Genomic DNA, 26,037 nt, shown 5'->3' on the forward strand with positions numbered 1-26,037 from the left:
GGAAAAATGGGGAAGCGGGAGAAGCCGCTGCTGCCGGACACGATCGCGCCGAGCTGGCTGGTCGTCCAGGCGCTCGGCACGGCCGCGGTCGTGGTCGTCCTGCTGACCGCGAGCGAGTCCAGTCCGTGGATCTGGACGGCGTACGGCGTCAGCGGGGCCTGCTGGCTGGGCTTCGTGGCGACCTCCCCGCGTTTCCCCCGGGTGGCGACCGTGCTGCTCGCGGTGGCGAGTGTCGCGCCGTCGATCGCGCTCGGCTGGGCGGAGGACTCCTCCGCCATCGTGCTGGCGGTGGTCACGGTCAGCCGGTTCGCCACCCTGACCGAGCCGTCGGTGGCCGCCATCCTGGGGGTGGTGGGGCTCGACGCGAGCCTCGCGGCGGTCACCGGCCTGGTCGCGGGCGCGACCGAACCGCTCGTGTTCGGCAACGTCGGTGTACTGCTCGTGCTGATGCTGCTGGGCTTGAACCGGCGGCAGTACGAGGTGCAGGCGGTTCAGGCGGCGGCGTTGCTGGAACAGACCAAGCTGGCACAGTCCGAACACGCGCGGGCGGCGGCGCTCGACGAGCGCACCCGCATCGCCAGGGAGATCCACGACGTACTCGCGCATTCGCTGGGAGCACTGGGAGTCCACCTGGAGGTCGCCGAGGCGCTCCTCGCCGAGAAGTCCGATGTGGACGGTGCGCTCGGCAGAGTCAGGTTGTCACGGCGGTTGGCGGCGGACGGTCTCGCCGAGGCGCGGGACGCAGTCGCCGCCCTGCGCAACGACGTCCCGTCGCCTGCCGAAGCACTGCGGCAGCTGGCCGCCGCGCACCACGACGGGGCGACCTTCGAGGTGCTGGGGGAGCAGCGGCCGCTGCCGTCCGCCGCGGTGGTCTCGCTGGTCGGCGTCGCGCGGGAGGCGTTGACCAACGCGGCCAAGCACGCCTCCGGGCGGCCGGTGTCGCTCCGGCTCCACTTCACTGAGGCGGAGGTCCGCCTGCGAGTGTGGAACGAACTCGGCGAAACCGTCCGAACGGAGGACACCGGCGGGTTCGGGCTCACCGGGATGAGGGAGCGGCTCGCGCTCGCCGGTGGCACGCTGGCCGCGGGCCCGGATGACGGGCGCTGGACGGTGGAGGCGGTGGTGCGGGCGTGATCCGGGTGGTCGTGGTCGATGACCAGCAGGTCATGCGCGAAGGGCTCGTCGCGCTACTCGGGCTGATCGACGGGATCGAGGCGGCCGGCGCCGCGGGCGACGGACGGCAGGCACTCGACCTGCTCCGCCACACCGCGGCCGACGTCGTGCTGATGGACCTGCGCATGCCCGTCTTGGACGGGGTGGCAGCGACCAGGCTGCTCAAACGCGATCACCCGGAGGTCGCGGTCGTCGTCCTCACGACGTACGCGGACGACGCGTCGATCGCCGACGCGTTGCGCGCTGGCGCCCGCGGCTACCTGACCAAGGACGCCGGACGCGCCGAGATCGGGGCGGCCGTCCGCTCGGCCGCCAACGGGCAGGCGATCTTCGCCGCGGAAGTCTCCGACAGGCTCGTCGCCGCGCTCGACGCGCGATCGGTCACGCGGGCCAAGGTCGAGCTGCCCGATGGCCTCACCACACGCGAAGCCGAAGTGCTCGGCCTCATCGCGCGCGGGCTGTCCAATCCGGAAATCGCCGCCGAGCTGTTCATCGGCGAGGCGACCGTGAAAAGCCATATCAACCACGCCTTCGCCAAGATCGGTGTGCGCAATCGTGCGGAGGCCGTGCGGTACGGCCTGGAAAAAGGCCTTTGAACCGGCCGGGAGATCACGTGCCGATGACACACGCCGGTGTCACTGGCTGCGCTGATCCCGACTCGGATACCTTCTTTGCGGATAGAGCCAATGGGGAGGATCGGCGATGACGAGCACTGTGACCCGGCCGGGGAGCCCCGCGCCACCCCCCGCGCCGGAAGGCCGCGGCGGGATCGCCGGGCTGCTCGAGCTGCCGGGGAACGGGATCCGCGCGATCGTCCGCTCCGCGGCGACCACGCCGGGCAGGCTGTCCGTGATCGCGATCGGGCTCGTCCTGCTGTCGCTGGTCGCGGGACTGTTCGGCACGCTGGCGGCGCAGGACAAGAAGGACACGATCAACGGCCTGATCGACCACCGCGAACCGCTGGCCGCCGCCGCGCAACAGGTCTATCGCGCGCTTTCGGACGCCGACGCGACGGCCGCCAGTTCGTTCCTCTCCATCGGCACCGAGCCGCCCGCGATGCGCCAGCGGTACGACCGCGACATCGCGGAGGCCGGCGCGGCGCTGGCGAGGGCGGCATCGGACTCGTCCGGCGCGGGCAAGGCGGCCGAGCAGATCAACATCCTCGGCCGCGAGATCCCCGTCTACACGGGACTGATCGAGACCGCACGCGTCTACAACCGGCAGGGTTATCCCGTCGGTGCCTCGTATCTGCGCGAGGCGTCGGAACTGATGCGGGCGAAAATCCTTCCCGCCGCACAGGATCTCTACCGGACCGACACCGACCGGCTCGCCGCCGAACAGGACGACGCGACCGGATTCCCTTGGCTGGCAACGGCTTTGCTGCTCGCCCTGCTCGCCGCGCTGATCGTCACCCAGGTGCACCTGACGCGGAAGACCAACCGGCTGCTGAACGTCGGGCTCGTCGTCGCGACCGCGTCGGTGGTGGTCGCCCTGCTGTGGGGCGCGGTCGCGCTGATCGTGCAGAGCACCCTCGTCGGCAGCGGTGAGGAAGACGGCTCGCACCAGGTGGACGTGCTCGTCCGGGCCAGGATCGCGGCGCTGCAGGCGCGAGCCGACGAAACGCTGACCCTCGTCGCCCGCGGCGACGGCGCGGCGTATGAAAAGAACTTCGGCGATCTCGCCGCGCAACTCGGCGGGACGGACGGCCAAGGCGGTCTGCTGGGCGAGGCCCGCGGACTCGCGGCGGGCGGCGCGGCCGCGGAGAAGGTGGACGCGGCCATCCAGGCGGCGTCGGCGTGGTTCAAGGCGCACGGCGAGGTACGGCGGCAGGACGAAGACGGCTTCTACCAGGACGCCGTCGCCACGGCCACCCGCGACGACAAGAAGGACAGCGCGGCCGGGGCGTTCCTGCGGCTCGACGAGAACCTGGTGGCCGCGATCAACGTGGGACGACAGGAATTCCTCGACGACACCCGCGGCGCCGACCGCGCGCTGACCCTGCTCGCGCCGGGTATCGCGGTGCTGGCGGTGCTGGCGGCGGCGGGGTCGGCCTTGGGAATCCGTGAACGGCTGAGGGAGTACCGGTGATGCGGAACGGTCTGCGAACGGCCGTGCTCGGCGCGGTTTTGGTACTGGCGACGGCTTGTGGCAGCGCGGGGGCGCCGGTCGACCCGGCACCCGTCGGCGACGTCGCGCCGCCGCTGCCCGCGAACGTCGGCGGCGCCGACAACACCGGCGGTGGCGGAACGACCGACACGAGCTGCAATCCGCTGGCCAGCCTGCGGCCGACCAGCGGCACGTCGATCACCAGCGGCTCGACGATGGCGAAGATCAAGGAGAACGGCAAGCTCGTCGCGGGCGTCGACCAGACGACGTTCCTGTTCGGCTTCCGCAATCCGACTTCGGGCCAGCTCGAAGGGTTCGACATCGACATGGTCAACGAGATCGCGAAGGCGATCTTCGGCAGCGCGGAAGGCCGCGTGCAGTTCCGGGCCATCCCGTCGAAACTGCGGGAAGAAGTGCTCGAGAAGAAGCAGGTCGACATCGTGGTGCGGACCTACAGCATCACCTGCAGCCGGCTGAAGAAGGTCAACTTCTCGACCGCTTATTACCAAGCGGGGCAACGGATCCTGGTCGAATCCGGCTCCAAGGTCGGGCAGCTTTCGGACCTCGCCGGGCGGCGGGTGTGCGCGACCAAGACGTCGACCTCGCTGACGAAGATCGCGGCGGATCCGTCGAAGCCGGTGCCGGTGTCGGTGGACAACTGGTCGGACTGCCTGGTGATGCTGCAGCAGAAGCAGGTCGAGGCCGTGTCGACGGACGACGTCATCCTCGCCGGGATGCTCGCGCAGGACCCGACGCTGAAGATCGTGGGGGACCGGTTCACCGAGGAGAACTACGGCATCGGTATCCCGAAGGAGAACGAGGACATGGTGCGGTACGTGAACGCCGTGCTGGAGAACGTCCGCGGCGGCGCGTGGCAGGCGAGCTACGCGAAATGGATCGGGAACAAACTCGAGGGCGGGACGCCGCCATCGCCGGTGTACAAGTGAGAACGGGCCGTTCGGGATTCGCTCCCGAACGGCCCGCTTCGTCTTACGGGGACTTGTCGCCGATCACCGGCGGCACCGGCTTCATCTCGCCGTCGTAGCCGCCGAACAGGACGTCGGCGTCTTCCTCCTGCAGGTAGTTCGGGGCCTTCTTTTCCTTGTCCTCTTCCTTCTGCCCCTTGCCACCGGGCGCTCCGGCCCCCATCGGTCCGTGCCCGCCGCTCTTGCCCGCCGCGGCCGCGCCACCCCGGGTGACGCGCTCCTCCGACAACTTGCCCGACCCGGATCCGCCGCCCTTGCCCGCGAGCTTCTCGGCGTCACCGGCCGAAACCTTGCCACCCGCGAGCCGCTCGGCGACGTTGCCCGACCCGCCGTTGCGCCCGAACCCGCCACTGGTCAACCGGTTCGCCGCACTGCCGCCCGGCCCGCTCGTCGTCCGGCCGGGCTTGCCGCGATACTGCTCGCTGCCCAGCCGCCCGAGCCCGGTCGGACCAGGCCCGTTCATCGCCGCCAACCCCGGCCCCGGCCCCGGCCGGAACGACCCCGGCGGCCCGCTGACCGGCTGATTCGGCCCCGGCACGCCGGTGTGCCCACCGCCCGTGGTGATCCCGGGCCCCGGCGCCGGCCCGCTCGGACCACCCGGCACTCCTGGCCCTGGACCACTGTTGGGCCCAGGCCCCGGCCCGCCGCTGAAGCCCCTGGGCTCGGTACCCCCGGAAAACCCGGACGCCGTCGTCGACTCGCCCATCTCCGGCGGCGGGGCGAAGGTGGGCTGCTTGGAATTGACGTCGAAGAGCGACTGGTCGTAGTTGTGCATCACCTGCGCGGCCTGCTGATGCGCCTGGAACGACTGCTCCTGCTTGGCCGAGATGTTGCCGACCGTGTCCACCGCGCCGGCGAGATTCCCCGTCGCGAGCTGGTTGAGGGCGTTCTTGTACTCGGCGTTGCGGTCGAAGGGCACCTCTTCGGGCATCGAGTTCTTCGCGGAGGTGGCCGCTGCGGCGGACTGGGAGAAGCGGTTGGAGGCCAGGTACGCGCCGTCGCCCGCGGTGTCGGCCCACTTGCTGATGTTGGTGAAGAAATCGGTGACCGACTTGGCGCCGTCACCCTGCCAATGCTCGCCCTCTTTGCCGATCGCGTCGCGGACGGCGTTGCTGAAGTTGTTCAGGGAGTTGCCCTGGTTGTTCCAGAGCTCGCCCTTCTCGTCGATGTCCAGCGGATCGAGGTCCTGCGTGACCATGTTCTTGAGCTCGCCGTGAGGGACGGCTTCGTAGCGCTGGTCCGACGGGTTGAGGCCGGTGCGGAACTGCTGGCCCTGCGAGAGCGCCGCGGCCTGCTCGGCCGAGTACTGCCCGGCCTTCGCCTCAGCCGTCAACCTCGCGGTCACGGAGTTGCCGCCGGGCCCGGCGTTGGTCTCGTTGTACGTGTCGGAGTACCGCTTGGCCTCGTACGTCCGGCCGGGATTGCCCAGCGCGGAGAACTTGCTGTCGAAGTCGTCTTGCCCGACGTTGACCATGGTCCCCTCCCGTTCCGTCGTCAGTTGCCTCTAGGCAGTTTCGGTTCAGCGGCCGTGGCGATTTCCCTGGACAGTGCGCAGGCTTCCTCGTTGGTTCCTGTCTGTTCCAGCGTGGTTGACGCGGTCATTCGTGCGTTCGGACCGACAGCGACGGCGACTGTGCAGGCATCGGTTCCCGCGTCACCCGGGATTTCCACCGCTTCACGGCCGTTCAACTTCGAGGGGACCTTGGTTCCTTGCCCAGGCGACAGCTTGTCGATCCCGGCCTCGGGGACGAGGTAGATGCTGACGGAGGCATAGCCGCGTTTCGCGGTTCCACATCCGTTGTCACTCTCGTAGGTCTCCACCTTCGGAGGCTCGAATCCCTTGGCCGCAGTCGTCGGCTCCAGCAGGTCGCAGGCTTTCAAAGCGCCGAAGACATCTGCAGGATCAGTACCTGAAGAGGGCGCCGTGGCTGGGCCGGGTGACGTCAGTATGGGCGTCGCTGTTCCGGGTTTCTCCGACGAACAAGCGGTTGCGGTAAGTAACGCGATCGTCAGTGCCGGCAATAGGCGGTGGCGAAGGTGAAGTTTCATAGGAAAGAAGTCAGCCCTGCTTCAGATTCTTGAATGCGTCAGCACCATGTTCGTCTTGCTGCTTGTACTTGGCCTTTGCCAGGTCGATGGCTTCGTTTGCTCGGAGCACGATGTCTCTCAGCATGTCCAACTGTTTCTTCGCGGACAAGTCGTCACCATCTGCTACCAGAACCGTATGGTCGCCGATCCGCTGTGCGTACGGACCGGTGCCGAGCTTTGGTTTTTCCGCAAGACGTTGGAACCAGCGTTTGTTGCTGTTCCACTCGTAGACGTAGTCGTTGATCGCCTTCTTCAGAGCCTCTCCAGCCTCCTCGCTGACAGCGAACCGCCCTTCCTTGGCGGCAGTCACCATCGCGTCGGCCTGCGCCGAGAAGTCACCCAGCATCTCCGAGAAGTTGCCCGGCGGTCCGCCGGTGCCGTCCGTCATGGTCTCTCCCCTGTACCAAGTCCCGGTTACTCGTAGCGCTCGTCAGGTCACGATATCAGCGGAAACGGCCTCGAAGGCCGCCTTCCGGCGAGGATCACGCGCTGCCGACGCGGGCGGCTTCGACCAGGTCGTGGACCCATCGCGCCAGGTGAGAGCCACTCGTCGGGGTGAACGTGCGGCGGACTTCGCCGTCGGGGAAGCGGTCGGTGGTGAGCATGAAGCGGCCCTGAAGGCTGTCGAACCACTGGACGCTCTTCTGCTGCGGTTTGCCCCGATCGTCGCGCAGGGTGACGCTGATCGTGCCCAGCCGCGCGAGCGGGTGTTCGAAGAAGCGGGCGGCCGCGCCCAAGCGGAGGTTGTTCGGGTCCTCGTCGAACGGGTCGTCCGGTCGTTTGGCCGGCGGGAGCGTGCTGGACGTCGTCACCCGACCGGGGAACGGCGGCAGGGACGGCAGATAGCCGAGCAGCGTCGCGACGACCTGTTCGGGGTAGACCGGCTCGAAGAGGATGTCGAAGCCGCGCTGTTGGCTCACGATGCCCAGGCGGCTGTTCCACGCACCCCGATAGAGGTATTCGGCGTCCTCCTCGACCTCGTGCGCCTCCATGGTGAGGACGAAGTCCCCGGTGGCCCAGAGCCGGAGGGATTGTTCGTAGTCGCGCAGGAGTTCGCGGCCGTGGGCGAACCCTCGGTCGGCCAGCTCCGCCCAGACCTCTTCGCAGTGCCGCTCGCGTTCGGTGATGGTGGTTCCGACGGTCGGGATCTCGAAGGGCAGCACGAATCTGCCGAGCCCGAGTTCTTCGAGTACGACGTCGAGCTGGGCCATCGACATCGAAAATGACGCAGGCACCCGGTCCTCCCCCTCATCACCTGCTGAATCGGTTCTCTCCCGCACCGTAGCGGGTTCGACCCGGCGCGGGCACGACCTGGGCGCTCACCCCCTAAGATCTGGGGTGACGTGGTCGCGGGGGATTTCGGGAGGTACCAGTGTCGGAAGAGCCGCGCCGTCCTCGGCACGCAGCGCCGGACGACGCCACGCCGGAGCGTGAGGCGGAGTCCGCGTCCTGGACGCCGCCGGCGCCGGTCCGCTGGGAAACGCCCGAACCGTCCATTTCCGGCAGGCTCGATCTCGCCGAGCCGTCGCGGCCCAAGCCGAAGCCCCAGCCGGAGACGGACGCCGAGCGCACGATCTACCACGCGCCCGTCCAGCGTCCGCAGACTCCGCCGCGTGGCCAGCAGCGGTCGATCCCCGGCGCCGAGGATCCGACTCGTCCGCCGGGCGACATGGCCCCGGTGAGCCCGCAGACCCAGGTCGTCCGCCCCGCGTGGCAGGCACCCGCCGACGCGCCGCAGCCGACCAGCGTGCTCTCCTCGCCGGCACCGGAGACGCAGAGCATCATGCCGCCGACGCCGCGCGTCGACAACGGGCCCGGGCCGTTGCCGGACCCGGGCACGGAAAGCGTCCTTCCCGAACGTTCCAGCGAAAGCCGGGGAACCGGCACCGGCACCGGATCGGGCAGCCACGGCACCGGAACCGGGACCGGGACGGGTTCGTTCCCCGGAACCGCACGCCGGACGTCGTCCCGCACGTCGCGTCGCGGCCGTCTCGGCGCCGGGCTCGTCGACGTCCCGCAGGTGCCGTACCGCGACCCGGCGTCCGCCGTCCTCGAGAACCCGATGGTGGCCGAGGAGAAACGCTTCTGCGGCAGCTGCAGTGCCAAGGTCGGCCGCGGCAAGGACGGCAAGCCCGGTTCGCCCGAGGGCAAATGCGAGAAGTGCGGGAACCCGTTCTCCTTCGTCCCGAAGCTGCGGCCGAACGAGATCGTCGGCGGCCAGTACGAGGTGCTCGGCGCGCTCGCGTACGGCGGCCTCGGCTGGATCTACCTCGCGCAGGACCACAACGTCAGCGACCGCTGGGTGGTGCTCAAGGGCCTGATCGACACCGGCGACGCCACCGCGATGGCGGCCGCCGCCAACGAGCAGCGGTTCCTCGCCGAGGTCGAGCATCCCAACATCGTCAAGATCCACAACTTCGTGCAGCATCCGGACGGCGACACCGGCAACTCGGTCGGTTACATCGTCATGGAGTACGTCGGCGGTCAGTCCCTGCGCCAGCTCGCGCTCGCGCACCACCGCGAGACCAAGCGCCCGGAGCCGCTGCCGATCGGCCAGGTGATCGCCTACGGGCTCGAGATCCTGCCCGCCATGGGTTACCTGCACGGCCAGAACCTGCTGTATTGCGACCTCAAGCCCGACAACGTCATCCAGACGCACGAACAGCTCAAACTGATCGACCTCGGCGCGGTCCGCCGCATCGACGACTACGAGAGCCCGCTGTTCTTCACCACCGGCTACAGCGCGCCCGAACTGGCGACGCACGGCGCTTCGGTGGCATCGGACCTGTACACGGTCGGCCGCACGCTCGCCGTGCTCAGCTTCGAATTCTCCGGTTACACCAGCAAATACAAGACGACCTTGCCCGGCCCGGACGTCGTGCCGCTGTTCGCGCTCTTCGGTTCGTACTACCGCTTCCTGAAGCGCGCGACGCACACCGACCCGGACCGCCGGTTCATCGCGGCCGAGGACATGGCCGACCAGCTGACCGGTGTGCTCCGCGAGATCATGGCGCTGGGCACCGGGAAACAGCGTCCTGGCGCGTCGACCGTCTTCGGGCCGGAGACCCGCACGTTCGGCGTCGACATGGTCGTTCCGGAACACGGCGGGAGCGTGCCGCTGCCCGATCCGGGCGAAGTGGTCGCGGGGCTCCCGATCCCGCAGGTCGACACGGACGACCCGGCGGCCGGTGTGCTGGCCTCGACGGTCGCGCTCGATCCCGCGGGCGCGATCGAGTCGCTGTCCGGGGCACCGCGCGAGTCGATCGAGGTCCGGCTGCGCATCGTCCGCGCCCGGATCGAGCTCGGTGAGCTGGTCGAGGCACAGCGGCAGCTACAGGCCGCGCAGTACCTCGCGATCAAGGCCGGTTTCCCGCACGACTGGCGGATCGACTGGTACCGCGGCCTGATCGAGCTCGCGGGCGGACGGTCCCGCGTCGCGCACGTCGCGTTCGAAGCGGTGTACGACGACCTGCCCGGCGAGATCGCGCCGAAGCTGGCCTTGGCCGTCAGCGCGGAAGGGGTCGGGGACTACTTCGGCGCCGCGCGCTACTACGAGCTGGTGTGGCGAACGGACCGCTCGTACGTCAGCGCCGCCTTCGGGCTCGCTCGCGTGTACCTCGCGCAAGGCGCCAGGGCCAGCGCGATCGAGGTGCTGGAAGCCGTCCCGGCGTCGTCGTCGCATCACGTCGCCGCGCAGGTGGCCGCGATCAAGATCAAGACCAGGATCAACGGTGGCGGCAAGGATCCGGTGACGGTGTCCGAGCGGGATCTCGTCGACGCCTCGACGCGTTTGGAGCGCCTGCAGCTCGACGCCGAACGCCGCACTCGTTTGTCGGCGGAGGTCCTCGAAGCGGCGTACGGCTGGCTCAACTCGCAGAACCAGCCGACACCGGGCGCGAAGGTCCTGGGCTGCGCCTTGGAGGAACGAGACCTGCGGTTCGGGCTCGAGCGCTGCTATCGGACGTTGGCGCGGTTGGCCGGATCGGTCGACCAGCGGGTCGAACTCGTCGACAAGGCGAACGCGATCCGGCCGCGAACCCTCACCTAGCCCCGCATTTCGTCCTCTGAACGCGGTAGTTGGGCGTACGAACCACCGCATTCAGAGGGCGAAATGCTCAGGGGTTGATGTCCCACTCGCGGGCGCGCTTGGCCTTTTCGTGTGCGGCGGCGAGCTTCTGCAGCGCCTCGGGGTCTCCGTGGGTGCTGAAGTGCTCGAACTCGACCCGCACGAACAACGCCCGCGCGCGCACCGCGACAGGGCCGTCTTCGGCGTCCAGCCGGCCGTCGGCGCTCACGTAGATCTTCCGGCCGGCGATGCCGTCCAGTTTCGTGGCGATGTACAGGGTCGAGCCGACCGGAACCGGCCGGAGGAAGTCCGTCTCCAGTTTCCCGGTGACGGCGGGGCGACGCAGCAGGTTGCCGACGGTCGAGCCGAGCGCCTCGTCGAAGGCGCATGCCAGCAGACCGCCATGGGCGAGGCCGGGCGCACCCTGGTGGGCGGAGGTGACGGTGAACTTGGAGTACACCGTCGTCCCTTCGCCCACCGTCGAATGCAGGTGGAGCCCGGCCTCGATCTCGTCGCCGCACCCGAAACACTCACCGAAGTGGATGCCGAGGTGGCTGCCCTGCTTGGGGGCTTCCGGGTGGACGGTCGCCGGTTCGACTTCGACCGGCGGCCACGGCTGCGAGATACGGCTCATGGAAAGACGTTAACTCGCCGGTAGCTCCGAAGCGCCGCCGGGAGTGGCCGTTTCCGGTTTCCGGCGCCGCGCGATCCGCGAGTTCACGATGCCGCGCAGCGACACCCCGGCCGTTTCGGGCAGCAGCAGGATCGGGATGGCCGCGATCGCCGCCGCGCCCATCAGGTAGTACGCGGGCCACAGGTTGTCACCCGTATTGGTCACCAGGCTGCCGATGATGTACGACGCCGTGCCGCCGAACGCCGCGGTGGAAACGCTGTAGCCGATGGAGAAACCGCTGTAGCGTTCCTGGGTCGGGAACATCGCCGGCAGCGTCGCCGCGAGCACGGCGAGGATCAGCACCAGCGGCACCGCGATCATCACCAGGCCGAGCATGAGCTGCCAGGCGTTCCGGTCGTCCGCGGCCGCGCCCATCAGCGAGAACGCCGGGATCGGCAGCACCAGGAAGCTCGCGCAGCACGTGATCAGGATGGGTTTTCGCCCGATGCGGTCGGACAGCATGCCGACCGGCACGATCAAGATCAACATCAACCCGATGGTGGCCAGGATGATGAGCAAGGGTGTGTGCCCGCTGAAGCCGACCACGTCCTTGAGGTACGTCTCCAGGTAGGTGATCACGATGTAGTCGGCGACGTTCAGCATCACCACGATGCCGATCAGGTGCAGGATCGACGTCCAGTGCTTCTTGAGCAGCGCCTTCAGCGGCGACTTTTCGACCTGGTTCTTCTTCTCGATCTCCTGGAACAGCGGAGTGTCCTCCAGCTTGTTCCGCAGGTACAGACCGACGATGCCGAGCGGACCCGCGATCAGGAACGGCAGGCGCCAGCCCCATTCGCGCATGGCCTCGTCGCCGAGCACGACGGTGAAGATCGTGACGAAGCCGGCGCCCATCGCGAAGCCGACGAGCGTGCCGAATTCCAGCCAGCTTCCCCAGAAACCCCGGCGCCGGGCGGGCGCGTACTCCGCGATGAACGTCGCCGCACCGCCGTACTCACCGCCCGCCGAGAAGCCTTGGATGGTGCGCAACAGGATCAGCAGGACCGCCGCGGCCGGGCCGATCGTCGCGTAGGACGGCAACAGACCGATGATGAACGTCGACCCGGACATCAGGATGATCGTCAGCGCGAGAACCTTCTGGCGCCCGATCTTGTCGCCCAGCGGACCGAACACGAAGCTGCCGAACGGCCGGACGATGAACGTGATCGCCAAGACCGCGAAGGTCGCCAGCGCGCCTTCGGAAGTGCTCGACGCATTGAAGAAGACCTGCCCCAGAATGGCCGGCATGAAGCCGAAAACACCGAAGTCGTACCACTCGATGCAGTTACCCATCGCCGCCCCGGCGACGGCCTTTCTGATCTGTTCAGGTGGAGCCTCCGCCGGTTCCCCTTTTTCCTGATGTGACGCGCTCAGCGCCTCTTCGGCCATGGGTTTGACCTCCCGACCCACCCGTTTACTTACCCATCGTCGAGGGTTTGTTCCCTCGACCGTAGGGGTTCAAACGTCCGGGTTCAGCGTTTTGGAGCGGTCGCGCGAGGGCCGTTCCGCCAATACGGTGACGAAGCACCAGGTGAAGCCGATGTCGGAGAATTTCCGATTACTTTGGGTCACACTTCGGGAATCGGACGTTCCGGACGGGAGATCAGCGGGTCGTGGCCGTCGTCGGAGGCTCGCTCGGCTGCTTCGTCGGGGTGGGCGCGCGATGGGGACCGGTCGTCGTCGTACGGCCGGGTGGGAGGGACCTCGGCGTCGAACGCGGCTGATCGGTCATCGGCGCGGAAGCGGGTGGAGCAGGCGTCCCGGGAGTGACCTCCGCCCGCGGGGGCGACTCGGACGGTGCGGGGGAGACCGGTGACGGGGCGATCGTCGACAGGCCCGGCCCGGCGGGTCGGACCGGCGCGGGCCCCTCGCCACCGCGACCGCCGACGGCGATCGCGCCGAACACGATCACCGCGATCGTCGCCAGCGAACTGCCAGCCACGGCCAGCCGCTTGCGTCGTCGCCGGATCCGGCCACCCCGCTCGATGATGTCCGCCGCCCGGATGCCCAGCGGGGGACCGCTCGCGCCGTGCGAAAGCACGCCTTTGATGTCCTCGTCCATCTCCTCACCTCCCATCGTCGTGCGCTCCGCTCAAGGCCAGTTCACTGAAATGCGGACCGAGCCGTTTACGCAGGGTCGCCAGACCCCGCGCACCCTGGCTCTTCACGTTCCCGGTGCTGCAGCCCAACGCCGCGGCCGTCTCTTCGACGCTGAGATCTTCGAAGTACCGCAGGACGAGCACGGCGCGCTGCTTCGGGGCGATACCGGACAGGGCGTGCCTGACCAGCATCTCCTGTTCCGTGCCGTTGGTTTCGCCCGGGACGTCGGGAAGAGCGTCCGTGAGCTTCTCCCGTTTGCGCCAGACGCGCCGATGCTCGGAGAGGAACGTCCGCAGCACGATCTTGCGCGCGTAGCCGTCGAGCGCGTCGTGCCGGGAGAGCCTCGGCCAAGCCAGGTACAGCTTCAGCAGCGCGGCCTGGGTGATGTCCTCGGCCTGATGCCAGTCGCCGCACAGGAGGTACGCGGTGGCACGCAGGCTGTGCGCGCGCTCGTCGAAGTACCGGGCGAACTCACCGTCCCACGGCGAGCCCGTCCCGGTCTTCGACGAGCGGCTCGGCGTCACCTAGTTACCGGCTCCTTCGACGATGGCGGGGAGGTGCAGATCCCCGGTCGGCCCGGCGGGAACGGCCTTGGGCACGCGGTGCTCGCCCGGCGCGGCGACGGCGGGGGTCTGCGGGAGGCTCCGCGGCGGGGCGGTCGTGGCGCGGGGCGGCTCCGCCGGCCGCGTGGTGGTGGGCTCCTTGGCCGGCGGCTGGGGCGCCTGAGTGGCCGTCGGCGACGGCGCGCTCTGATCGGCCGACGCCAGCGACGTGGTCGCGAAGGCGGCGCCGCCCGCCAGCAGCAGCGCGCCGAGAGTGAGAGCGATACGAGTACGCAAGAGTGTCTCCTCGATCCGGGCGCCGCTCATTGACCGCGGCGCCTTACGTCGTTAGACATGCGTGTCGCCTCGCTGCCGGTTGCAGTGACTTTTCGCGCGCTGACGGAAAAATTTCGCCGGGCGCTCGACCGCAGGTCAGCGAGGGTAGTTGCCTCAGCGCCCGGCAAAACTTTTCCGTGGCCTTCGGCCAAGAGCGGCGCGCGGGGTGAAGTCTTCCCGTCGCGCTGACGCGCTCCCGGAAGACGCGTCCCTCGCCCAAGCACGAACGGCCGGAGACCACAGGGGTCTCCGGCCGCCCGGTTCCATGGAAGTACTTCAGCTCGCGAGAGCGGAGAGCTTGGACCACTCGTCCCAGGAGTAGGTCCAGTCGCTGTAGTCGCGCGCGCGGTTGATCTTCTGGGTGCTGCCCTCGATCTCGACCGGATCCCCGACCAGGGCGCCGTCCATGTACGCCTTGGCGTTCGCCGGCGCCAGGTTCACGCAGCCGTGCGAGATGTTCTTCTTGCCCTGCGCCCAGATCGAAGGCGCGTAGCCGTGGATGAACTCGCCGTTGGTCGAGAACCGCACCGCGGACGGCACGACGATGTTCTCGTAGTCGTAGCGCTCGTTGGTCATCGAGTACGTGTCGTGCTTGGACATCACCACGTGCGTGCCGCTCGGCGTGACACGGCCCGGGTCGGCGTCGAGGCCGTAGCTGGCCGGGTAGTCCGCGATCTGCTGCCCGTCGCGGATCACGAGGAGCCGGTGGGTCTGGGTGTTGCCCTTGACGATCTGCGAGCGGCCGATCGTGAAGCTCGCCGAGCGGTCTTCCTTGCCGTACACGCCTTCGCCGATCTTGACGCCGTAGATCTTGGCGTTGAACTTCACCGTGGTGCCGGGCTGCCAGTAGGCCTTCGGCCGCCAGTGCACCGAAGTGTCGTCGTGGACCCAGGCCCAGGAACCCTCGGTCTTCGGCGTGGTCTCGACCGAGAGCGCCTTCTCGACCGAGGCCTTGTCGGTGACCTTGCTCGGGAACGTCAGCGTGATCGGCATGGCGATGCCGTACGTCTGCCCGTCGAAGACGTTGATGTTCGCGCCCACCTGCTTGCGCGGCTTGACCGTGGTGAAGGCACCGCCGATGTCGACGGGTTTGCCGTCGGTGCCGGTGGCCTTGCCGGACCACGTGTAGGACTTGCCGTAGCCGAGCTGCTCGGTGGTGGACCAGCTCTTCTTGTCCTCGGACGGCTGCCCCGCGACCTGCTTGCCGTCGGGGTTGGTCAGCACGACCTGGTCGAGCGTGCCGTCGGCGACGCTGACCTTGATGGGCTGCCCCGGCGCGACGTCCTGCGCGCCCGCGGCGGGCTCGTACGTCAGTTTGGCAGGCGCGGGCGCCTTGCCGCCGGTGTCGCTGCTGACCGGCCCGCCGCCGTCCGGCCCGCTGGCCGACACGGTCGGCTCGCTGCTGCACGCCCCCAGCGTCAGAACGGCCACCAACCCCAGTGCCGCGATCGCCGCCCGGCGGCGCGCGGTTTCCGTGAACCTCAAAGCTTCCCCTTTGCTCCCCTGTACACCGACCATGACGTCCGGACAGCCCCGTAAGTTGATCCCATCGAGAGTGATGCGAGTCACAATCGGGTGGATCGTAGTTCACGATCGGGGCATGGCCGACTTCGGTCCGTGTCCGACGATGACCTGAGGTCGGCGTGCGGCGACAGGCTAGCGAGGGGGTCCGACAGAAGCCGGATCGGTATACGACGTTCCGGTGACCTTGGTACTTGGGGGTGCCCAGAGTCCGATCACGGGCTTCAAATATGGCCAGATCCCGGTACGCTGCCATCAGGCCGTCGTTTTGCGTGTTCGTGGCTTCACACTCGCGGAACTTCTGACGCGAGCCATGAGCCGGTGACGCGCTCTTCGCTCGACTCGTTGGAACCGCCCGGGACGGTCTGGGTGTCGCTTCGGAGGCACTCGAAGCGGATGTGCAACGAGGAGTACAGCGGTGGCGCAAGGCACTGTGAAGTGGTTCAACGCGGAGAAGGGCTTCGGCTTCATCGCGCAGGATGGCGGCGAGGGCGACGTCTTCGTTCACTACTCGGAGATCGAGGGTCGCGGTTTCCGCACGCTCGAGGAGAACCAGCGAGTGGAGTTCGAGGTCGGTCAGGGCCAGAAGGGCCCGCAGGCCCAGAAGGTCCGCGCGATCTGAGTCCGCCCTTCAGGCGTTGCTCAGACTGATCGGAAAAGCCCCCGGCGATCTCGCCGGGGGCTTTTCCCTTTGCCGCTCAAGCTTCTTCTGATGTGCTGTTCCGTTCCGGGGCGACGGGTCAGCGGGGGACGGGCTGCTCCCACGCGTTGGCGTCGAAGCGGAACTCGTCGGTGTGGGCTTCCTCGTGGCGGCGCTGCTGGGCCGAGTTGGCCTGCGACTCCCACGAAAGGCGCTCGAGGATCCATTCCTGCGCCAGCGCCTGCGGCGACAGGTTGCGCTCGGCGGCGGCGTCCTTGAGCTGTTCGCAGGCGATGAGGTTCATCCGCAGCTGGAAGACCTGCGCTTCGCCGAAACGCTTGCCGGTGCCGGTGCTCTCCGGGTCGTTTTCCGGGGCGAGGGCACGAAGGTAGCTGGTGAGCTCCGTGTCTTCGACGACCGCTTCGGCCTCCTTGGTGGGGGAGTTGCGGTGACGACCGGGGTTGACCGGCTTGAGGTTCGTGCGGCTGCCGCTACGACGGCTCAGGGAAGGAAGGGGCACCGGGCCACGATAACGGTTCGGTCTCGGCAAACCAACCACAGTGAGCCACGACACACCGATTCTTTTGTCTCGAATGGCCCAGCACCCAAACGGGCGACGCCACCGATGATCACTGAACGCGACTTTGGAGCTGCGAAGTAACCACTCGCGCGAGCGTCGCTGGGGCACGCGGCCGCCACCGGTGCGGGGCCCGCCAACCGCCACCTGAAGGAACCTGGGGTCTGGGGGTGGCCCCCAGAAAACGGAGCGACCCCCGCGCCAGGGGGAGGAACGCGGGGGTCGGAGGGGATCTCCACAGGCGCTGACCGGGGGTGTGTCAGCAAATCGATTGTTGCACGGTTTCCTGAGAAGGGCGAGTGGGCGCGGGCAGAATTCCGGTCAGGGCGCCACCTCTGGTTCGCCTGTGGTTCATGTGGCGCGGGTGTGCGCGTGATCGCTCTGCGTTGTGCGGAGCGTGGCCACAGGTTCACTCTCCGGGGGGCTGTGTGTCGCGGCCGGCTCTGGCTAGCCTCGCGGCCAAGCTGTTCGTTGGCCGTCTGGAGGAACCATGGGTGGGTCTGTGGAAGTTCGACAGTTCCTCCTTCGGTACGAAGGTGCCGATGGGGGAAGCTCGACGACGTTGGCCGGTGGTCTGCCGGCACAGCGCACGGGTCAGGGGGACGCCCAGCGGGTGTCCGACGACCAGGTGCGGCGTGCCCGGCTGGCGGTCGCCAACGGGGCGCTGGGCGTCGATGACTGTGTCCAGTTGCTGGACATGCTGGGGTTGACGCTGGACGAGGACGGGCAGGCGCCCGTCCAGCGCTGAGTTCGTTCGTTCACGAGGCCCGGTCGCGCGGGGTGTGCCGCGCGGCCGGGCCTTCGTTCGTCCTCGACGACCGTCCGTCAGTTGTGTAACACTGTTATCAAACAACTGGCGGGAAGGTGTGGCGACATGGCCGACGAAGCGGCGATCGCGGTGGCGCGGGAGATCCGGGGTCCGGTGCAGGTGCTGGGCGGGAAGTTCATGACCTCTCCGGAGCTCGCCGAGGTCGAGACGGAAGTGGGGTTGTCGCCGCGGTCGCTGTACCTCCGCGGCCGGTCCGCGGTGCTGGGAGACCCGCCGCCGAAGGTGGTCTCGGAGCTGTTCGGCATCTTCCCGTCCTGGCTCTTCGAGTTCGCTCTTCCGTCCGCGACGGCGGCGCTCGACGCGGCCTCCGCGGTCCGTGCCTACTCGCGGTCATCGGCGAACTGGGGGCGCGTCAACCTTTCGGGTGCCGACGGCCCCGGTCGTTCGGCGGATCTGCTGTTCCGTCTCGTGGACGCCGCGGACGCGAGCGGTCTCGCGTTGTTCGCCGGCTGGCAACTCGCCGAACGTCCGGCGGACGACGTCGAGCGGCTGGCGTTCGCGCTCATGGTCTTCCGCGAGTTCCGCGGCGGCATCCACTTCGCGGCCCTTCGCGCGGTGGGCCTGACGGTGCCCGAGGCGGTCGTCGCGGATCCGGAAGGCGGCCGTGGCCGTCTCCTGCGCACCGCGTGGTCCGAGGAGGCCACCGACGGGCTGATCGCCGCGGCGGAGGCGAAGGGCGATCTGCGGCGGCGGTGGCGGCAGGCGGAAGACCTGACCGACCGGCGCGTGGCCGAGCTCCTCGCCGTCACTCTGACGGACGACGAGCAGGAGGAGCTTCGGCGCCGTCTTGGAGCCCTGCGGGCCGCCTCGGCCCTGATATCCTGAACTCACCGCGTTCTCGCAGGTCCCAGCCCTGTGAACAACTAGAGGACCCCCTGTGCGGGAGCCGAAACAGGGGTGTCCTATAGTTATGTTCGCTCCCGGGGACACCGGAGAGCGCGGGTCGGTCGGTTCGCCGAAACCGAACCGGGCTCCCATCGTCCAGCGGCCTAGGACTCCGCCCTTTCAAGGCGGCAACGCGGGTTCGAATCCCGTTGGGAGTACGCAGTACAGTTACAAAGCAGTATGCAAGGCCCTGTGGCGCAGTTGGTTAGCGCGTCGCCCTGTCACGGCGAAGGTCGCGGGTTCGAGTCCCGTCAGGGTCGCAAGATCGTTCGGCTCCTCGCCGGCGTTCCCGGCCAGGTAGCTCAGTTGGTACGAGCGTCCGCCTGAAAAGCGGAAGGTCGCCGGTTCGACCCCGGCCCTGGCCACCGCTCGACGAACCGCCTCGATGCACATCGAGGCGGTTTTTTCATATCTGGGGCCGATTACCCGGCAATGCGCGGTGGCGTCCGATGTCGCAGGAGCATCGGGCGCCACCGCGCGGTGCGGTGTCCTACTTGCCGGTCTGCTGCTTGATCCAGTCGGTGAACGCGGTCACGTCGGTGTAGATGCCCGGCATCTCCGGGCAGCTGGCGGTCTGGCCGCGGCTGGTCGCGCCGACCAGCGTCCACTTGTCGCCGGCCTTCACGACGGCGGGGCCGCCCGAGTCGCCGTAGCAGGCGCTGGCCTTGCCGCCCTGGTTGTCCATGCACAGCTCGCTCTCCGCGTCGTAGGCCCCGGAGCCGGAACAGCCGGAGTCTTCGGCGATCTTGGTGTCGAGCTGCTGGAGGACCACCGGTGCCTCACCACAACCGCGCGTGGGGCAGGTCAGGCCCCAGCCGATCTCGCGCACGTCGGTACCCGCCTGCGGCGACTGGCCGATCTCGATCGGCGCCGCCTCGGCGGCCTTGGTCAAGTGCACCAGGGCGATGTCGTACGGGCCGGAGCCGTCGTACTTCTCGTGGACCACGAACTTGTCGACCTCGGCGACCTCGCCGCCCTTGGTGTGGTCGGTGGTGTTGATGCGGTACTGCCAGTTCGACGGCTGCTCGCCCTCGACGCAGTGCGCGGCGGTCACCAGCCACTCCGGCGCGATCAGCGACGCGCCGCAGTTGTGGTCACCGCTCTTGGTCTGCATGGACGCCATGAAGGTGTAGGTCTCGGTCGCGTCCACACCACCCACGATCAGCGGCTGTACGCCCGAGGGCGGTTGGGCGGCGGCAGCGGGCATCGCCAATCCGAGCACGGCGGCCGCTCCGGTCAGCAGACCGGCGACGAGGGAACGAGTCCTCATCTGCTTTCTCCTTCCACACCGGTGTGTTTCACCGGTTCACTCCGGAAGGGTGGCCAATCGTCACTCGTTCGTGGAAGTGACGAAAGTCGGTGGCCGTTGCCAGTTACCAGTTGGCCGATCTTGACTTCGAGTTAGGTGGAGGTGTCAATCTCGATGCATGACAATCGCATCCGAGCAGGTCGACGAATGGACCGTCGGCACCCTCGACCTCGACGCGTACCTCGGCCGGATCGGTCAGAGTCGCGCGACGCCCTCGGCCGCAGCGTTGCGCGAGCTGGCGAAGGCGCACATCCTCGCCATTCCGTTCGAGAACGTCGACGTCGTTTTGGGGCAGCACAAGGGAATCGCGCTCGAAGACGTGATCGGCAAACTCGTCGGCCGTAGTCGTGGCGGCTATTGCTACGAGCACGGAAGTCTTTTCGCCGCGGCCGCCGAGCAACTCGGTTATTCCGTGCGCCGCCTGGTCGCGCGCGTGCAGCCGCAGAAGAACGGGCCGTACACGCATATGACGCTCGCGGTCGAGGCGGACGGCGTCCAGCATCTGGTCGACGTCGGCTTCGGCGCCGGGATGCTGGTGCCGATGCCGCTGGTCGACGGCGCGGTGGTGGATCAGGCCGGCTGGCCGCACCGGCTCGTCGCCGACGGAGACTGGTGGCGCCTGCAGAAGAAGGAAGGCGAAGACTGGACCGACCTGCACGCCTTCACGCTCACGCCGATGCACCGGATCGACTACGAGGTCTACCACCACTACACGTCGACACATCCGCGGTCGCCGTTCACCGGGCAGCTGGTGGTCATGCGGCTGGAGGAAGGGCTCAGCCGCAAATTGGTCGGCGAGGAGTTCATCGTCGAACGTCCGGACGGGACCAAGGAGACCACCACGATCCCGCCGGAGCGGCTCGACGCGACACTGCGCGAACTGGACGTCGTCCTCACCGAGGACGAGCTCGCGAAACTGCTGAAGATCTACCCGGGCTGAGGGCTCAGAGCTCGAATTCGGCGCGCTTGTCCTCGGGGACGAGGTCCTCGTACTCGCGGTGCTTCGCGATGAAGGAACGCACGTATGGGCAGTAGGGCAGGACGGACCTGCCCTGCGCCCGGACGTCGTCGAGCGCGGCGGTCACGAGCTTGCCCGCCAGGCCCTGGCCCGCGAAGTCGTCCGAGATTTCGGTGTGCAGGAACAGGATCGCGTCGGTGCGCGTGCGGGTTTCCAGGAACCCGGCGGTTTTCCCGTCCACGACGATGTCGTAGCGGTCTTCTCCGGCTTTGATCTCGACACTCATCCAGCTGCTCCGAAAAGTTCGTCCGGCGGCGCGGGGCGACCGAGATGGAAGCCCTGCGCCTGGTCACAGTGCAGCTCACGCAGGACCGTGAGCTGCTCTTCGTCTTCGACACCTTCGGCGACGACGATCAGGTCGACGGCGTGCGCCATCGCGATGATGCTCTTGACGATCGCGGCCGCGTCCCGCGATTCCGCGATGCCGGTGACGAAGGTGCGATCGATCTTGAGCGTATCCAACGGGAGCCGTTGCAGCTGGGCGAGCGACGAGTAGCCGGTGCCGAAATCGTCGATCGCCAGTGAGACACCGAGATCGCGCAACGACGTCAGGACTTCGGCGGCCGCGGCCTGGTCCCGCATCAGCGCGCTCTCGGTGACTTCGAGGGTCAGCGCGTGCGGCGGCAGGCCGGTGGTCTTCAGCGCGTCCTGCACCCCGGCGACCAGATGCGGATCGTCCAGCTGCCGGGCCGACAGGTTGACCTTGAGGTTCAGGTCGATGCCGAGCTGCTCGCGCCGCCTGGCGATCTCGCGCGTGGTCGTGCGCAGGACGTACTTGCCGATCAGGTTGATCAGGTCGCTTTCCTCGGCCAGCGGGATGAACTCGGCGGGCGAGATCGTGCCGTGCGCGGGATGTTTCCAGCGCAGCAACGCTTCCACGGCGACCATCTCGCCGGATTCGATGTCCACGACCGGCTGATACGCCGTCCAGAGTTCCTCGTTCTGCAGGGCGTCGCGCAGATCCTGCTCCATGCGCAGCCGCCGCTGCATCCGCTCGCGCAGCTCGACGTCGAAGAACTCGTAACGCGCCCGGCCGAGCGTTTTCGCTTGGTACATCGCGACATCCGCGTCGCGCAGCAGATCTTCCGCGGTCCGGGTGTCGTCGTTGGCCGCGGTGACGATGCCGATACTGGCGTCGATGTGCAGCTGCCTGCCGTTGACGGTGATCGGCTCGGTCAGCGCCTCACGCAGATGTTCCGCCAGCGCCTTGATCTCGTCCGGTTCGGTGATCTCCGCGGTGACGACGACGAATTCGTCGCCGCCGAGCCTGCCGACGAGATCGTTCTCGCCGATGCCCCGGCGCAGGCGTTCGCCCGCGATGCGAAGCACCTTGTCGCCGACGGAATGCCCGAGAGAATCGTTGATCACCTTGAACTTGTCGAGGTCGATGAACAGCAGCGTGGTCAGCTCGGCGCGGCCGGCGCCGGACAGCGCCTCGGCGAGACTGTCCAGCACCAGCGTGCGGTTCGCGAGTTCGGTGAGCGGATCGTGCGTCGCCTCGTGGGCGAGCCGCTCGCCGATGGCGCGGCGTTCGGTGATGTCGGTGAACGAGGCGACCACCGCCTGCGCCGACGGATCTTCCGGGGTCAGCAGCCGCGACGTCAGCGAGATCCAGACGTCGTCGCCGGCGGGCCTGCGCAGCCGCAGCACGAGGCCGGTCAGGGTCGCCCCGGTGCGCCGGGTCACCACCGAAGGCATCCGGGCGGGCGGGATACGGCCCTGCTCGTCGTACAGCTCCAGCGTCACGCACGGGACGCCGATGAGGTCGTCGTGGCCGACGCCGATGATCCGGCACGCCGCCGGGTTGGCCGATTCGATGAGCCCGCCAGGGCCGATCACGACCACGCCTTCGTCGAGCGACGCGACCACCGTGCTGTAGTGCTGTTCGGCCCGTCGGCGGGCCGTTTCGTCGGCGCAGACCAGGACGAAACCGTCGTTCATCTCGGCGGCGGAGATACGGATGGCCAGTGTCGAGCCGTTGCGGTGGCGGTGGGTCGTCTGCATGACGCCGCCCCGGCGCAGCACCGTTTCCGGGTCGAGCGTGGCGCCGACGAGCTCGCTCACCGTGCCGCCGATCGCCTCGCCCGCCGTCCAGCCGTAGACGTTCTCGGCGGCGGGGTTCCAGCTGGTCACCACGCCGCTGCCGCTGGTCGCGATGATCGCGTCGCTGACGTGGCTGATCAGCGCGGCCTGGTAGCGCAGCGTCGCTTCGGCGGCCTTCTGCGCGCTGATGTCGCGCATGATGACCTGGAACGCCGGCCTGCCTTCCCAGGTCGTGCGCACGGAAATGCTCTGGACCAGGTACTTCGTGCCGTCGAGGCGGAGCATGACGGTGTCGGCGGGAACGGTCGACGCGCCCTGGCGGTGCAGCGACGCGATCCGGTCCAGCAGGGCCGGGAGCGACTCGTCGGCCACGAAGTCCATGATCGGACGCCCGATCAGCTCGGCGGTCGAGGACGCGCCGAGCGCGGTGAGGGCGGCTCGGTTGACGTAGGTGACAACACCGGCTTCGTGGACACAGACCGCGTCGGGGCTGAGTTCGACCAAAAGCCGGTAACGGTCAGTGAGGTCTTCAAGTGCCTGCCGGTTCTCGCGGACGTCGGTCACGTCGGTGGCGATACCGAGCAGCCCCGACGAGCCGTTGTCGTCGCCGATGGTGCGGGCGCGCAGGCGGACCCAGCGGATCTCGCCTGCCGGGTTCCGGAACGACTGCTCGAGTTCGAACTCGCGCCAAGGCGGGGAGGTGCGGGTGCCGGCGGTCAGCGGGGCCACCAGATCGGCGAGCCTGGACTCGATCTCGGCTTCGGTGAGTGCGCCTCCACCCAGGAGGTTCTCCAGTCCGGGCAGCCAGGACAGGGTCTCGGCCTCGAAGTCGTACGACCAGATGGCGGCGTGGTCGCCCGCGAGGCCGAGATCGCCGAGCGGCTCGTTTCCGAGCGGCGCGCCTGCCGGACGACCGGAATTCCCGGCCCCGGGCACGGCGAGGGCGTCAGCCTCCATGATCCGTCCGAACCCCCTCTTCCGGTGCTGGCACCGTCGATTACACCACCCGCGGAGGGCGCTGTATACGCGAGCCGAAGACGGGCCAACGCCGATATGCGCGGAAGCATATGAATACACGCTGTGTGACTGGCCTACGCTGGCGTGTTCCATCGGGTGAATAATTTTTGGTTAACTTCACCCGTTCGGCGGTGAGTTGCGGTAAAACTACTCCTCGCTCGTTCCCGGTGCGAAAGGTTTCAGCTGGTGGATGACGACGATGTTTCGGTCGCCGACCTGCTTATTCGTGAGGGCTGGGACGACCACGAGGAGTCACAGGCAAAGTCACGCTGGAGAGTTATCGCGGTGGTGATCGCCGTGGTCGTCGCCTGCGGTGCGGCCGCCGTTCTCGTCGGGTTCGACGCGGATCCCGAACAGAATGCGGCGCCGAACCCGATCAGTGTCATCGAGATGCCGAAGCGGCCTTCGGAAAACGGAGGAGCCGACGCGACTTCGGCCGTTCCGTCCACCGAGACGGTCGAAACCGGGGACGGCGGGACCTCGACGCGGCCCAGCAAGACGACGTCCAGCCGCCGTACGTCGAGTTCGGCCGCGCAGACGTCCGACTCGCCGGACCCCGCCACGCCGACGTCGTCGAACGGGCCCGCGGATCCGCCGCGGACCACCGGGTCCACGGTCGTTCCGCAGCCGCCCAACCCGACTCCTCCGCCGCCCTCGACGACGCCGACCGAGGAATGCAATCTGTGGCCGAAGTGGCTCTTCTGTTAAGGCGCTTGCAGTAGGTCGGGATCTCGGCGTTTGCCGAGGTGGTTGAACAGCAGGTTGAGGGGTGAAGGCGACGATCGCGGCGACCGTGATCGGGCTGCGCAGATGGTCTGCAACCACGCCGGGAAGTGCTGGAAGAAGATCGAGTTCCCGAACCGGTTCGTGGCGAACGCGGGAAGCAGGCCGACCCCGACCGACACCGCGACGATGAAGGTGTTGTGGTTGCCGGAGAACTCCACCTTCTTCAGGTTCTGCACGCCGACCGCGGCGACCATCGTGAACATGACCACCGCGACCGCGCCGATCACCGGTTCCGGTACGGCGGCGACGAAGGCGCCGACCTTCGGCACCAGACCCATCAGCACGAGCAGACCGCCCGCCATCGCGACCACCCACCGGCTGCGCACCCCGGTCATCTGCACGAGGCCGACGTTCTGCGCGAAAGCCGTGTCCGGGAACGAGTTCATCGCGCCATCGAGGATGGCCGAGAGACCATCGGTGGCGAGACCGCGCGCGAGGTCGGAATCCGTCGCGGGCCGTCCGGTGATCTCGCCGACGGCGACCAGGTCCGCGGTGGATTCGGTGTAGGTCACCAGCATCACGACGCACATCGAGAGCACGGCCGCGATCGGGAAGGTCGGCGGGCCGAAGTGGAACGGCGACGCGAGGCCGAACCAGTCGGCGTCGGCGATGCCCTTGAAGTTCACCAGTCCCATCGGGACCGCCGCGAGCAGGCCGATCAGCAGCGCCGGCAGCGGGCCGATCTGGCTCGCGAATCCGCGCAGGACCCGGGTGAACTCCGGCGATCACCGCGATCACGCCGAACGCCAGCGCGATGTTGGCGGGCTTCGCGTAGTCCGCGATCCCGTGTCGTGGCCGGTGATCAGGCCGACGCCCGGCCCGATGAGCGAGATGCCGATGACCATGAGCAGCGTGCCCGAAACCAGCGGCGGGAAGAACCGGATCATCTTCGCGAAGGGTTTGGCGATGAGCAGGCCGAACACACCCGACGCGATCATCGCGCCGTAGACGGCCTGCATGCCGTACTGGGACGCGATCATGATCATCGGGTTGACCACGATGAACGTCGCGCCCGCCACCACCGGCAGCCGGATGCCGAAGATCCGCCCGATCCCGATCGCCTGAATCAGCGTCGCGATACCCGCGACCAGCAGATCCGCGTTGACCAGCAACGCGATCGTCGCCGCGTCCAGTTTCAGCGCGCTGCCCACGACGAGCGGGACGGCCACGGAGCTCGCGTACATGATCGTCATGTGCTGGAGGCCGAGCAAGGTCAGCTTCGGCAGCGGCGGGCGGGCGTCCACCGGGTGGACCTCGGGCCTGCTCATGGAGCCGACCGTAGCGCGTCCTCGCGTGAGGATCATGTCACGCGCGGGCGGTGTTGAATGGGCATCGGGCACAACGG

24 protein-coding genes, 3 tRNA genes and 1 pseudogene are annotated in these 26,037 nt (G+C 68.2%); 13 read left to right on the forward strand and 15 right to left on the reverse strand.

Annotated features, from left to right (window positions below):
* Positions 1-6: 6 nt before the first annotated feature.
* The 4 genes from ACSMFO_RS14585 (at position 7) to ACSMFO_RS14600 (ending at position 4,226) form a co-directional block, all read left to right on the forward strand.
* Positions 7-1,134, forward strand: a complete 1,128-nt coding sequence (locus ACSMFO_RS14585; RefSeq protein ID WP_436458989.1) for a sensor histidine kinase — start codon at positions 7-9, stop codon at positions 1,132-1,134.
* On the forward strand, positions 1,131-1,769 hold the full coding sequence (locus ACSMFO_RS14590) for a response regulator (RefSeq protein ID WP_436458990.1): 639 nt from the start codon (positions 1,131-1,133) through the stop codon (positions 1,767-1,769). Before ACSMFO_RS14585 ends, ACSMFO_RS14590 begins: the two co-directional genes overlap by 4 nt.
* 106 nt (positions 1,770-1,875) lie before the next feature.
* Complete coding sequence (locus tag ACSMFO_RS14595) at positions 1,876-3,261, forward strand: hypothetical protein (protein WP_436458991.1); 1,386 nt, start codon at positions 1,876-1,878, stop codon at positions 3,259-3,261.
* Positions 3,261-4,226, forward strand: coding sequence for a glutamate ABC transporter substrate-binding protein (locus ACSMFO_RS14600; RefSeq protein WP_360092796.1), 966 nt, complete (start codon positions 3,261-3,263; stop codon positions 4,224-4,226). Before ACSMFO_RS14595 ends, ACSMFO_RS14600 begins: the two co-directional genes overlap by 1 nt.
* Before the next feature lie 43 nt (positions 4,227-4,269).
* Here the strand turns inward: ACSMFO_RS14600 and ACSMFO_RS14605 are convergent, their stop codons facing one another.
* The 4 genes from ACSMFO_RS14605 to ACSMFO_RS14620 all read right to left on the reverse strand — a co-directional run bounded on the left by ACSMFO_RS14605 (position 4,270) and on the right by ACSMFO_RS14620 (position 7,588).
* Positions 4,270-5,739, reverse strand: a complete 1,470-nt coding sequence (locus ACSMFO_RS14605; RefSeq protein WP_436458992.1) for a hypothetical protein — start codon at positions 5,737-5,739, stop codon at positions 4,270-4,272.
* A gap of 20 nt (positions 5,740-5,759) precedes the next feature.
* Entirely contained in the window at positions 5,760-6,314 is a 555-nt protein-coding gene (locus tag ACSMFO_RS14610; protein WP_436458993.1) for a DUF3558 family protein, read from the reverse strand.
* 10 nt (positions 6,315-6,324) lie between these two features.
* Positions 6,325-6,741 carry a hypothetical protein gene (locus ACSMFO_RS14615; protein WP_436458994.1) on the reverse strand — a complete coding sequence of 139 codons (417 nt, stop codon included), beginning with the start codon at positions 6,739-6,741 and terminating at the stop codon, positions 6,325-6,327.
* Positions 6,742-6,835: 94 nt separating this feature from the next.
* On the reverse strand, positions 6,836-7,588 hold the full coding sequence (locus ACSMFO_RS14620; protein ID WP_436458995.1) for an ESX secretion-associated protein EspG: 753 nt from the start codon (positions 7,586-7,588) through the stop codon (positions 6,836-6,838).
* A 137-nt stretch (positions 7,589-7,725) separates the two neighbouring features.
* Here ACSMFO_RS14620 and ACSMFO_RS14625 point away from each other — a divergent pair, with 137 nt between their 5' ends.
* Entirely contained in the window at positions 7,726-10,401 is a 2,676-nt protein-coding gene (locus ACSMFO_RS14625; RefSeq protein WP_436458996.1) for a tetratricopeptide repeat protein, read from the forward strand.
* A gap of 67 nt (positions 10,402-10,468) precedes the next feature.
* Here ACSMFO_RS14625 and ACSMFO_RS14630 read toward each other — a convergent pair whose 3' ends face one another.
* The 6 genes from ACSMFO_RS14630 to ACSMFO_RS14655 form a co-directional block, all read right to left on the reverse strand.
* Positions 10,469-11,053, reverse strand: a complete 585-nt coding sequence (locus ACSMFO_RS14630; RefSeq protein WP_038520311.1) for a PaaI family thioesterase — start codon at positions 11,051-11,053, stop codon at positions 10,469-10,471.
* A 9-nt stretch (positions 11,054-11,062) separates the two neighbouring features.
* Positions 11,063-12,478, reverse strand: a complete 1,416-nt coding sequence (locus ACSMFO_RS14635) for an MFS transporter (protein WP_038520309.1) — start codon at positions 12,476-12,478, stop codon at positions 11,063-11,065.
* A gap of 214 nt (positions 12,479-12,692) precedes the next feature.
* On the reverse strand, positions 12,693-13,151 hold the full coding sequence (locus tag ACSMFO_RS14640) for a hypothetical protein (protein WP_436458997.1): 459 nt from the start codon (positions 13,149-13,151) through the stop codon (positions 12,693-12,695).
* 4 nt (positions 13,152-13,155) lie between these two features.
* Entirely contained in the window at positions 13,156-13,713 is a 558-nt protein-coding gene (locus ACSMFO_RS14645; protein WP_436458998.1) for a SigE family RNA polymerase sigma factor, read from the reverse strand.
* On the reverse strand, positions 13,714-14,058 hold the full coding sequence (locus ACSMFO_RS14650) for a hypothetical protein (protein WP_436458999.1): 345 nt from the start codon (positions 14,056-14,058) through the stop codon (positions 13,714-13,716). It lies immediately after the preceding gene.
* Between the two features lie 285 nt (positions 14,059-14,343).
* Complete coding sequence (locus ACSMFO_RS14655; RefSeq protein ID WP_436459000.1) at positions 14,344-15,585, reverse strand: L,D-transpeptidase; 1,242 nt, start codon at positions 15,583-15,585, stop codon at positions 14,344-14,346.
* 421 nt (positions 15,586-16,006) lie between these two features.
* Between ACSMFO_RS14655 and ACSMFO_RS14660 the strand changes: the two genes are divergently transcribed.
* Entirely contained in the window at positions 16,007-16,210 is a 204-nt protein-coding gene (locus ACSMFO_RS14660; protein ID WP_003097368.1) for a cold-shock protein, read from the forward strand.
* A 118-nt stretch (positions 16,211-16,328) separates the two neighbouring features.
* On the opposite strand, the gene ACSMFO_RS14665 is transcribed toward ACSMFO_RS14660, so the two are convergent.
* Complete coding sequence (locus tag ACSMFO_RS14665; protein ID WP_016330848.1) at positions 16,329-16,748, reverse strand: hypothetical protein; 420 nt, start codon at positions 16,746-16,748, stop codon at positions 16,329-16,331.
* Positions 16,749-17,295: 547 nt separating this feature from the next.
* Between ACSMFO_RS14665 and ACSMFO_RS14670 the strand changes: the two genes are divergently transcribed.
* The 5 genes from ACSMFO_RS14670 (at position 17,296) to ACSMFO_RS14690 (ending at position 18,884) form a co-directional block, all read left to right on the forward strand.
* The gene (locus ACSMFO_RS14670) at positions 17,296-17,553 is read left to right on the forward strand and encodes a hypothetical protein (RefSeq protein ID WP_020633070.1); all 258 of its coding nucleotides are present in this window, start codon (positions 17,296-17,298) and stop codon (positions 17,551-17,553) included.
* A 126-nt stretch (positions 17,554-17,679) separates the two neighbouring features.
* A complete protein-coding gene (locus ACSMFO_RS14675) occupies positions 17,680-18,459 on the forward strand; it encodes an SCO6745 family protein (protein WP_436459001.1) in 780 nt (259 codons plus the stop codon).
* A 145-nt stretch (positions 18,460-18,604) separates the two neighbouring features.
* Positions 18,605-18,677 (forward strand) — tRNA-Glu (locus ACSMFO_RS14680).
* A 28-nt stretch (positions 18,678-18,705) separates the two neighbouring features.
* Positions 18,706-18,779, forward strand: a tRNA-Asp gene (locus ACSMFO_RS14685).
* Positions 18,780-18,810: 31 nt separating this feature from the next.
* Positions 18,811-18,884 (forward strand) — tRNA-Phe (locus tag ACSMFO_RS14690).
* Between the two features lie 125 nt (positions 18,885-19,009).
* Here the strand turns inward: ACSMFO_RS14690 and ACSMFO_RS14695 are convergent.
* Positions 19,010-19,789, reverse strand: a complete 780-nt coding sequence (locus tag ACSMFO_RS14695; protein ID WP_038520293.1) for a S1 family peptidase — start codon at positions 19,787-19,789, stop codon at positions 19,010-19,012.
* Positions 19,790-19,946: 157 nt separating this feature from the next.
* Here ACSMFO_RS14695 and ACSMFO_RS14700 point away from each other — a divergent pair, with 157 nt between their 5' ends.
* Complete coding sequence (locus ACSMFO_RS14700) at positions 19,947-20,768, forward strand: arylamine N-acetyltransferase family protein (protein ID WP_436459002.1); 822 nt, start codon at positions 19,947-19,949, stop codon at positions 20,766-20,768.
* 4 nt (positions 20,769-20,772) lie between these two features.
* On the opposite strand, the gene ACSMFO_RS14705 is transcribed toward ACSMFO_RS14700, so the two are convergent.
* Together ACSMFO_RS14705 and ACSMFO_RS14710 are read right to left on the reverse strand one after the other, a co-directional pair.
* On the reverse strand, positions 20,773-21,072 hold the full coding sequence (locus ACSMFO_RS14705) for a GNAT family N-acetyltransferase (protein WP_037333121.1): 300 nt from the start codon (positions 21,070-21,072) through the stop codon (positions 20,773-20,775).
* Positions 21,069-23,846, reverse strand: a complete 2,778-nt coding sequence (locus ACSMFO_RS14710) for a sensor domain-containing protein (protein ID WP_436459003.1) — start codon at positions 23,844-23,846, stop codon at positions 21,069-21,071. Before ACSMFO_RS14710 ends, ACSMFO_RS14705 begins: the two co-directional genes overlap by 4 nt.
* Before the next feature lie 246 nt (positions 23,847-24,092).
* Here ACSMFO_RS14710 and ACSMFO_RS14715 point away from each other — a divergent pair, with 246 nt between their 5' ends.
* Positions 24,093-24,614 (forward strand): hypothetical protein, encoded by a 522-nt coding sequence (locus ACSMFO_RS14715; protein ID WP_038520286.1) that lies wholly within the window; start codon positions 24,093-24,095, stop codon positions 24,612-24,614.
* On the opposite strand, the pseudogene ACSMFO_RS14720 reads toward ACSMFO_RS14715, so the two are convergent.
* Positions 24,611-25,996, reverse strand: a pseudogene (locus ACSMFO_RS14720) (nucleobase:cation symporter-2 family protein). The gene ACSMFO_RS14715 and the pseudogene ACSMFO_RS14720 sit on opposite strands and share 4 nt — an antisense overlap.
* Between the last annotated feature and the right edge of the window lie 41 nt (positions 25,997-26,037).

Origin of the sequence: Amycolatopsis sp. w19, from assembly GCF_051373225.1 — a bacterium.
Lineage (GTDB): Bacteria > Actinomycetota > Actinomycetes > Mycobacteriales > Pseudonocardiaceae > Amycolatopsis > Amycolatopsis japonica.

What these genes read in the sequence shown, in the direction of transcription:
- ACSMFO_RS14585 (WP_436458989.1), top strand. Translation starts at nt 7, where the DNA reads ATGGGGAAGCGGGAGAAGCCGCTGCTGCCGGACACGATCGCGCCGAGC.
- ACSMFO_RS14595 (WP_436458991.1), top strand. Translation starts at nt 1,876, where the DNA reads ATGACGAGCACTGTGACCCGGCCGGGGAGCCCCGCGCCACCCCCCGCG.
- ACSMFO_RS14600 (WP_360092796.1), top strand. Translation starts at nt 3,261, where the DNA reads ATGCGGAACGGTCTGCGAACGGCCGTGCTCGGCGCGGTTTTGGTACTG.
- ACSMFO_RS14605 (WP_436458992.1), bottom strand. Translation starts at nt 5,739, where the DNA reads ATGGTCAACGTCGGGCAAGACGACTTCGACAGCAAGTTCTCCGCGCTG.
- ACSMFO_RS14610 (WP_436458993.1), bottom strand. Translation starts at nt 6,314, where the DNA reads ATGAAACTTCACCTTCGCCACCGCCTATTGCCGGCACTGACGATCGCG.
- ACSMFO_RS14615 (WP_436458994.1), bottom strand. Translation starts at nt 6,741, where the DNA reads ATGACGGACGGCACCGGCGGACCGCCGGGCAACTTCTCGGAGATGCTG.
- ACSMFO_RS14630 (WP_038520311.1), bottom strand. Translation starts at nt 11,053, where the DNA reads ATGAGCCGTATCTCGCAGCCGTGGCCGCCGGTCGAAGTCGAACCGGCG.
- ACSMFO_RS14635 (WP_038520309.1), bottom strand. Translation starts at nt 12,478, where the DNA reads ATGGCCGAAGAGGCGCTGAGCGCGTCACATCAGGAAAAAGGGGAACCG.
- ACSMFO_RS14640 (WP_436458997.1), bottom strand. Translation starts at nt 13,151, where the DNA reads ATGGACGAGGACATCAAAGGCGTGCTTTCGCACGGCGCGAGCGGTCCC.
- ACSMFO_RS14650 (WP_436458999.1), bottom strand. Translation starts at nt 14,058, where the DNA reads ATGAGCGGCGCCCGGATCGAGGAGACACTCTTGCGTACTCGTATCGCT.
- ACSMFO_RS14655 (WP_436459000.1), bottom strand. Translation starts at nt 15,585, where the DNA reads ATGGTCGGTGTACAGGGGAGCAAAGGGGAAGCTTTGAGGTTCACGGAA.
- ACSMFO_RS14670 (WP_020633070.1), top strand. Translation starts at nt 17,296, where the DNA reads ATGGGTGGGTCTGTGGAAGTTCGACAGTTCCTCCTTCGGTACGAAGGT.
- ACSMFO_RS14675 (WP_436459001.1), top strand. Translation starts at nt 17,680, where the DNA reads ATGGCCGACGAAGCGGCGATCGCGGTGGCGCGGGAGATCCGGGGTCCG.
- ACSMFO_RS14695 (WP_038520293.1), bottom strand. Translation starts at nt 19,789, where the DNA reads ATGAGGACTCGTTCCCTCGTCGCCGGTCTGCTGACCGGAGCGGCCGCC.
- ACSMFO_RS14700 (WP_436459002.1), top strand. Translation starts at nt 19,947, where the DNA reads ATGACAATCGCATCCGAGCAGGTCGACGAATGGACCGTCGGCACCCTC.
- ACSMFO_RS14705 (WP_037333121.1), bottom strand. Translation starts at nt 21,072, where the DNA reads ATGAGTGTCGAGATCAAAGCCGGAGAAGACCGCTACGACATCGTCGTG.
- ACSMFO_RS14710 (WP_436459003.1), bottom strand. Translation starts at nt 23,846, where the DNA reads ATGGAGGCTGACGCCCTCGCCGTGCCCGGGGCCGGGAATTCCGGTCGT.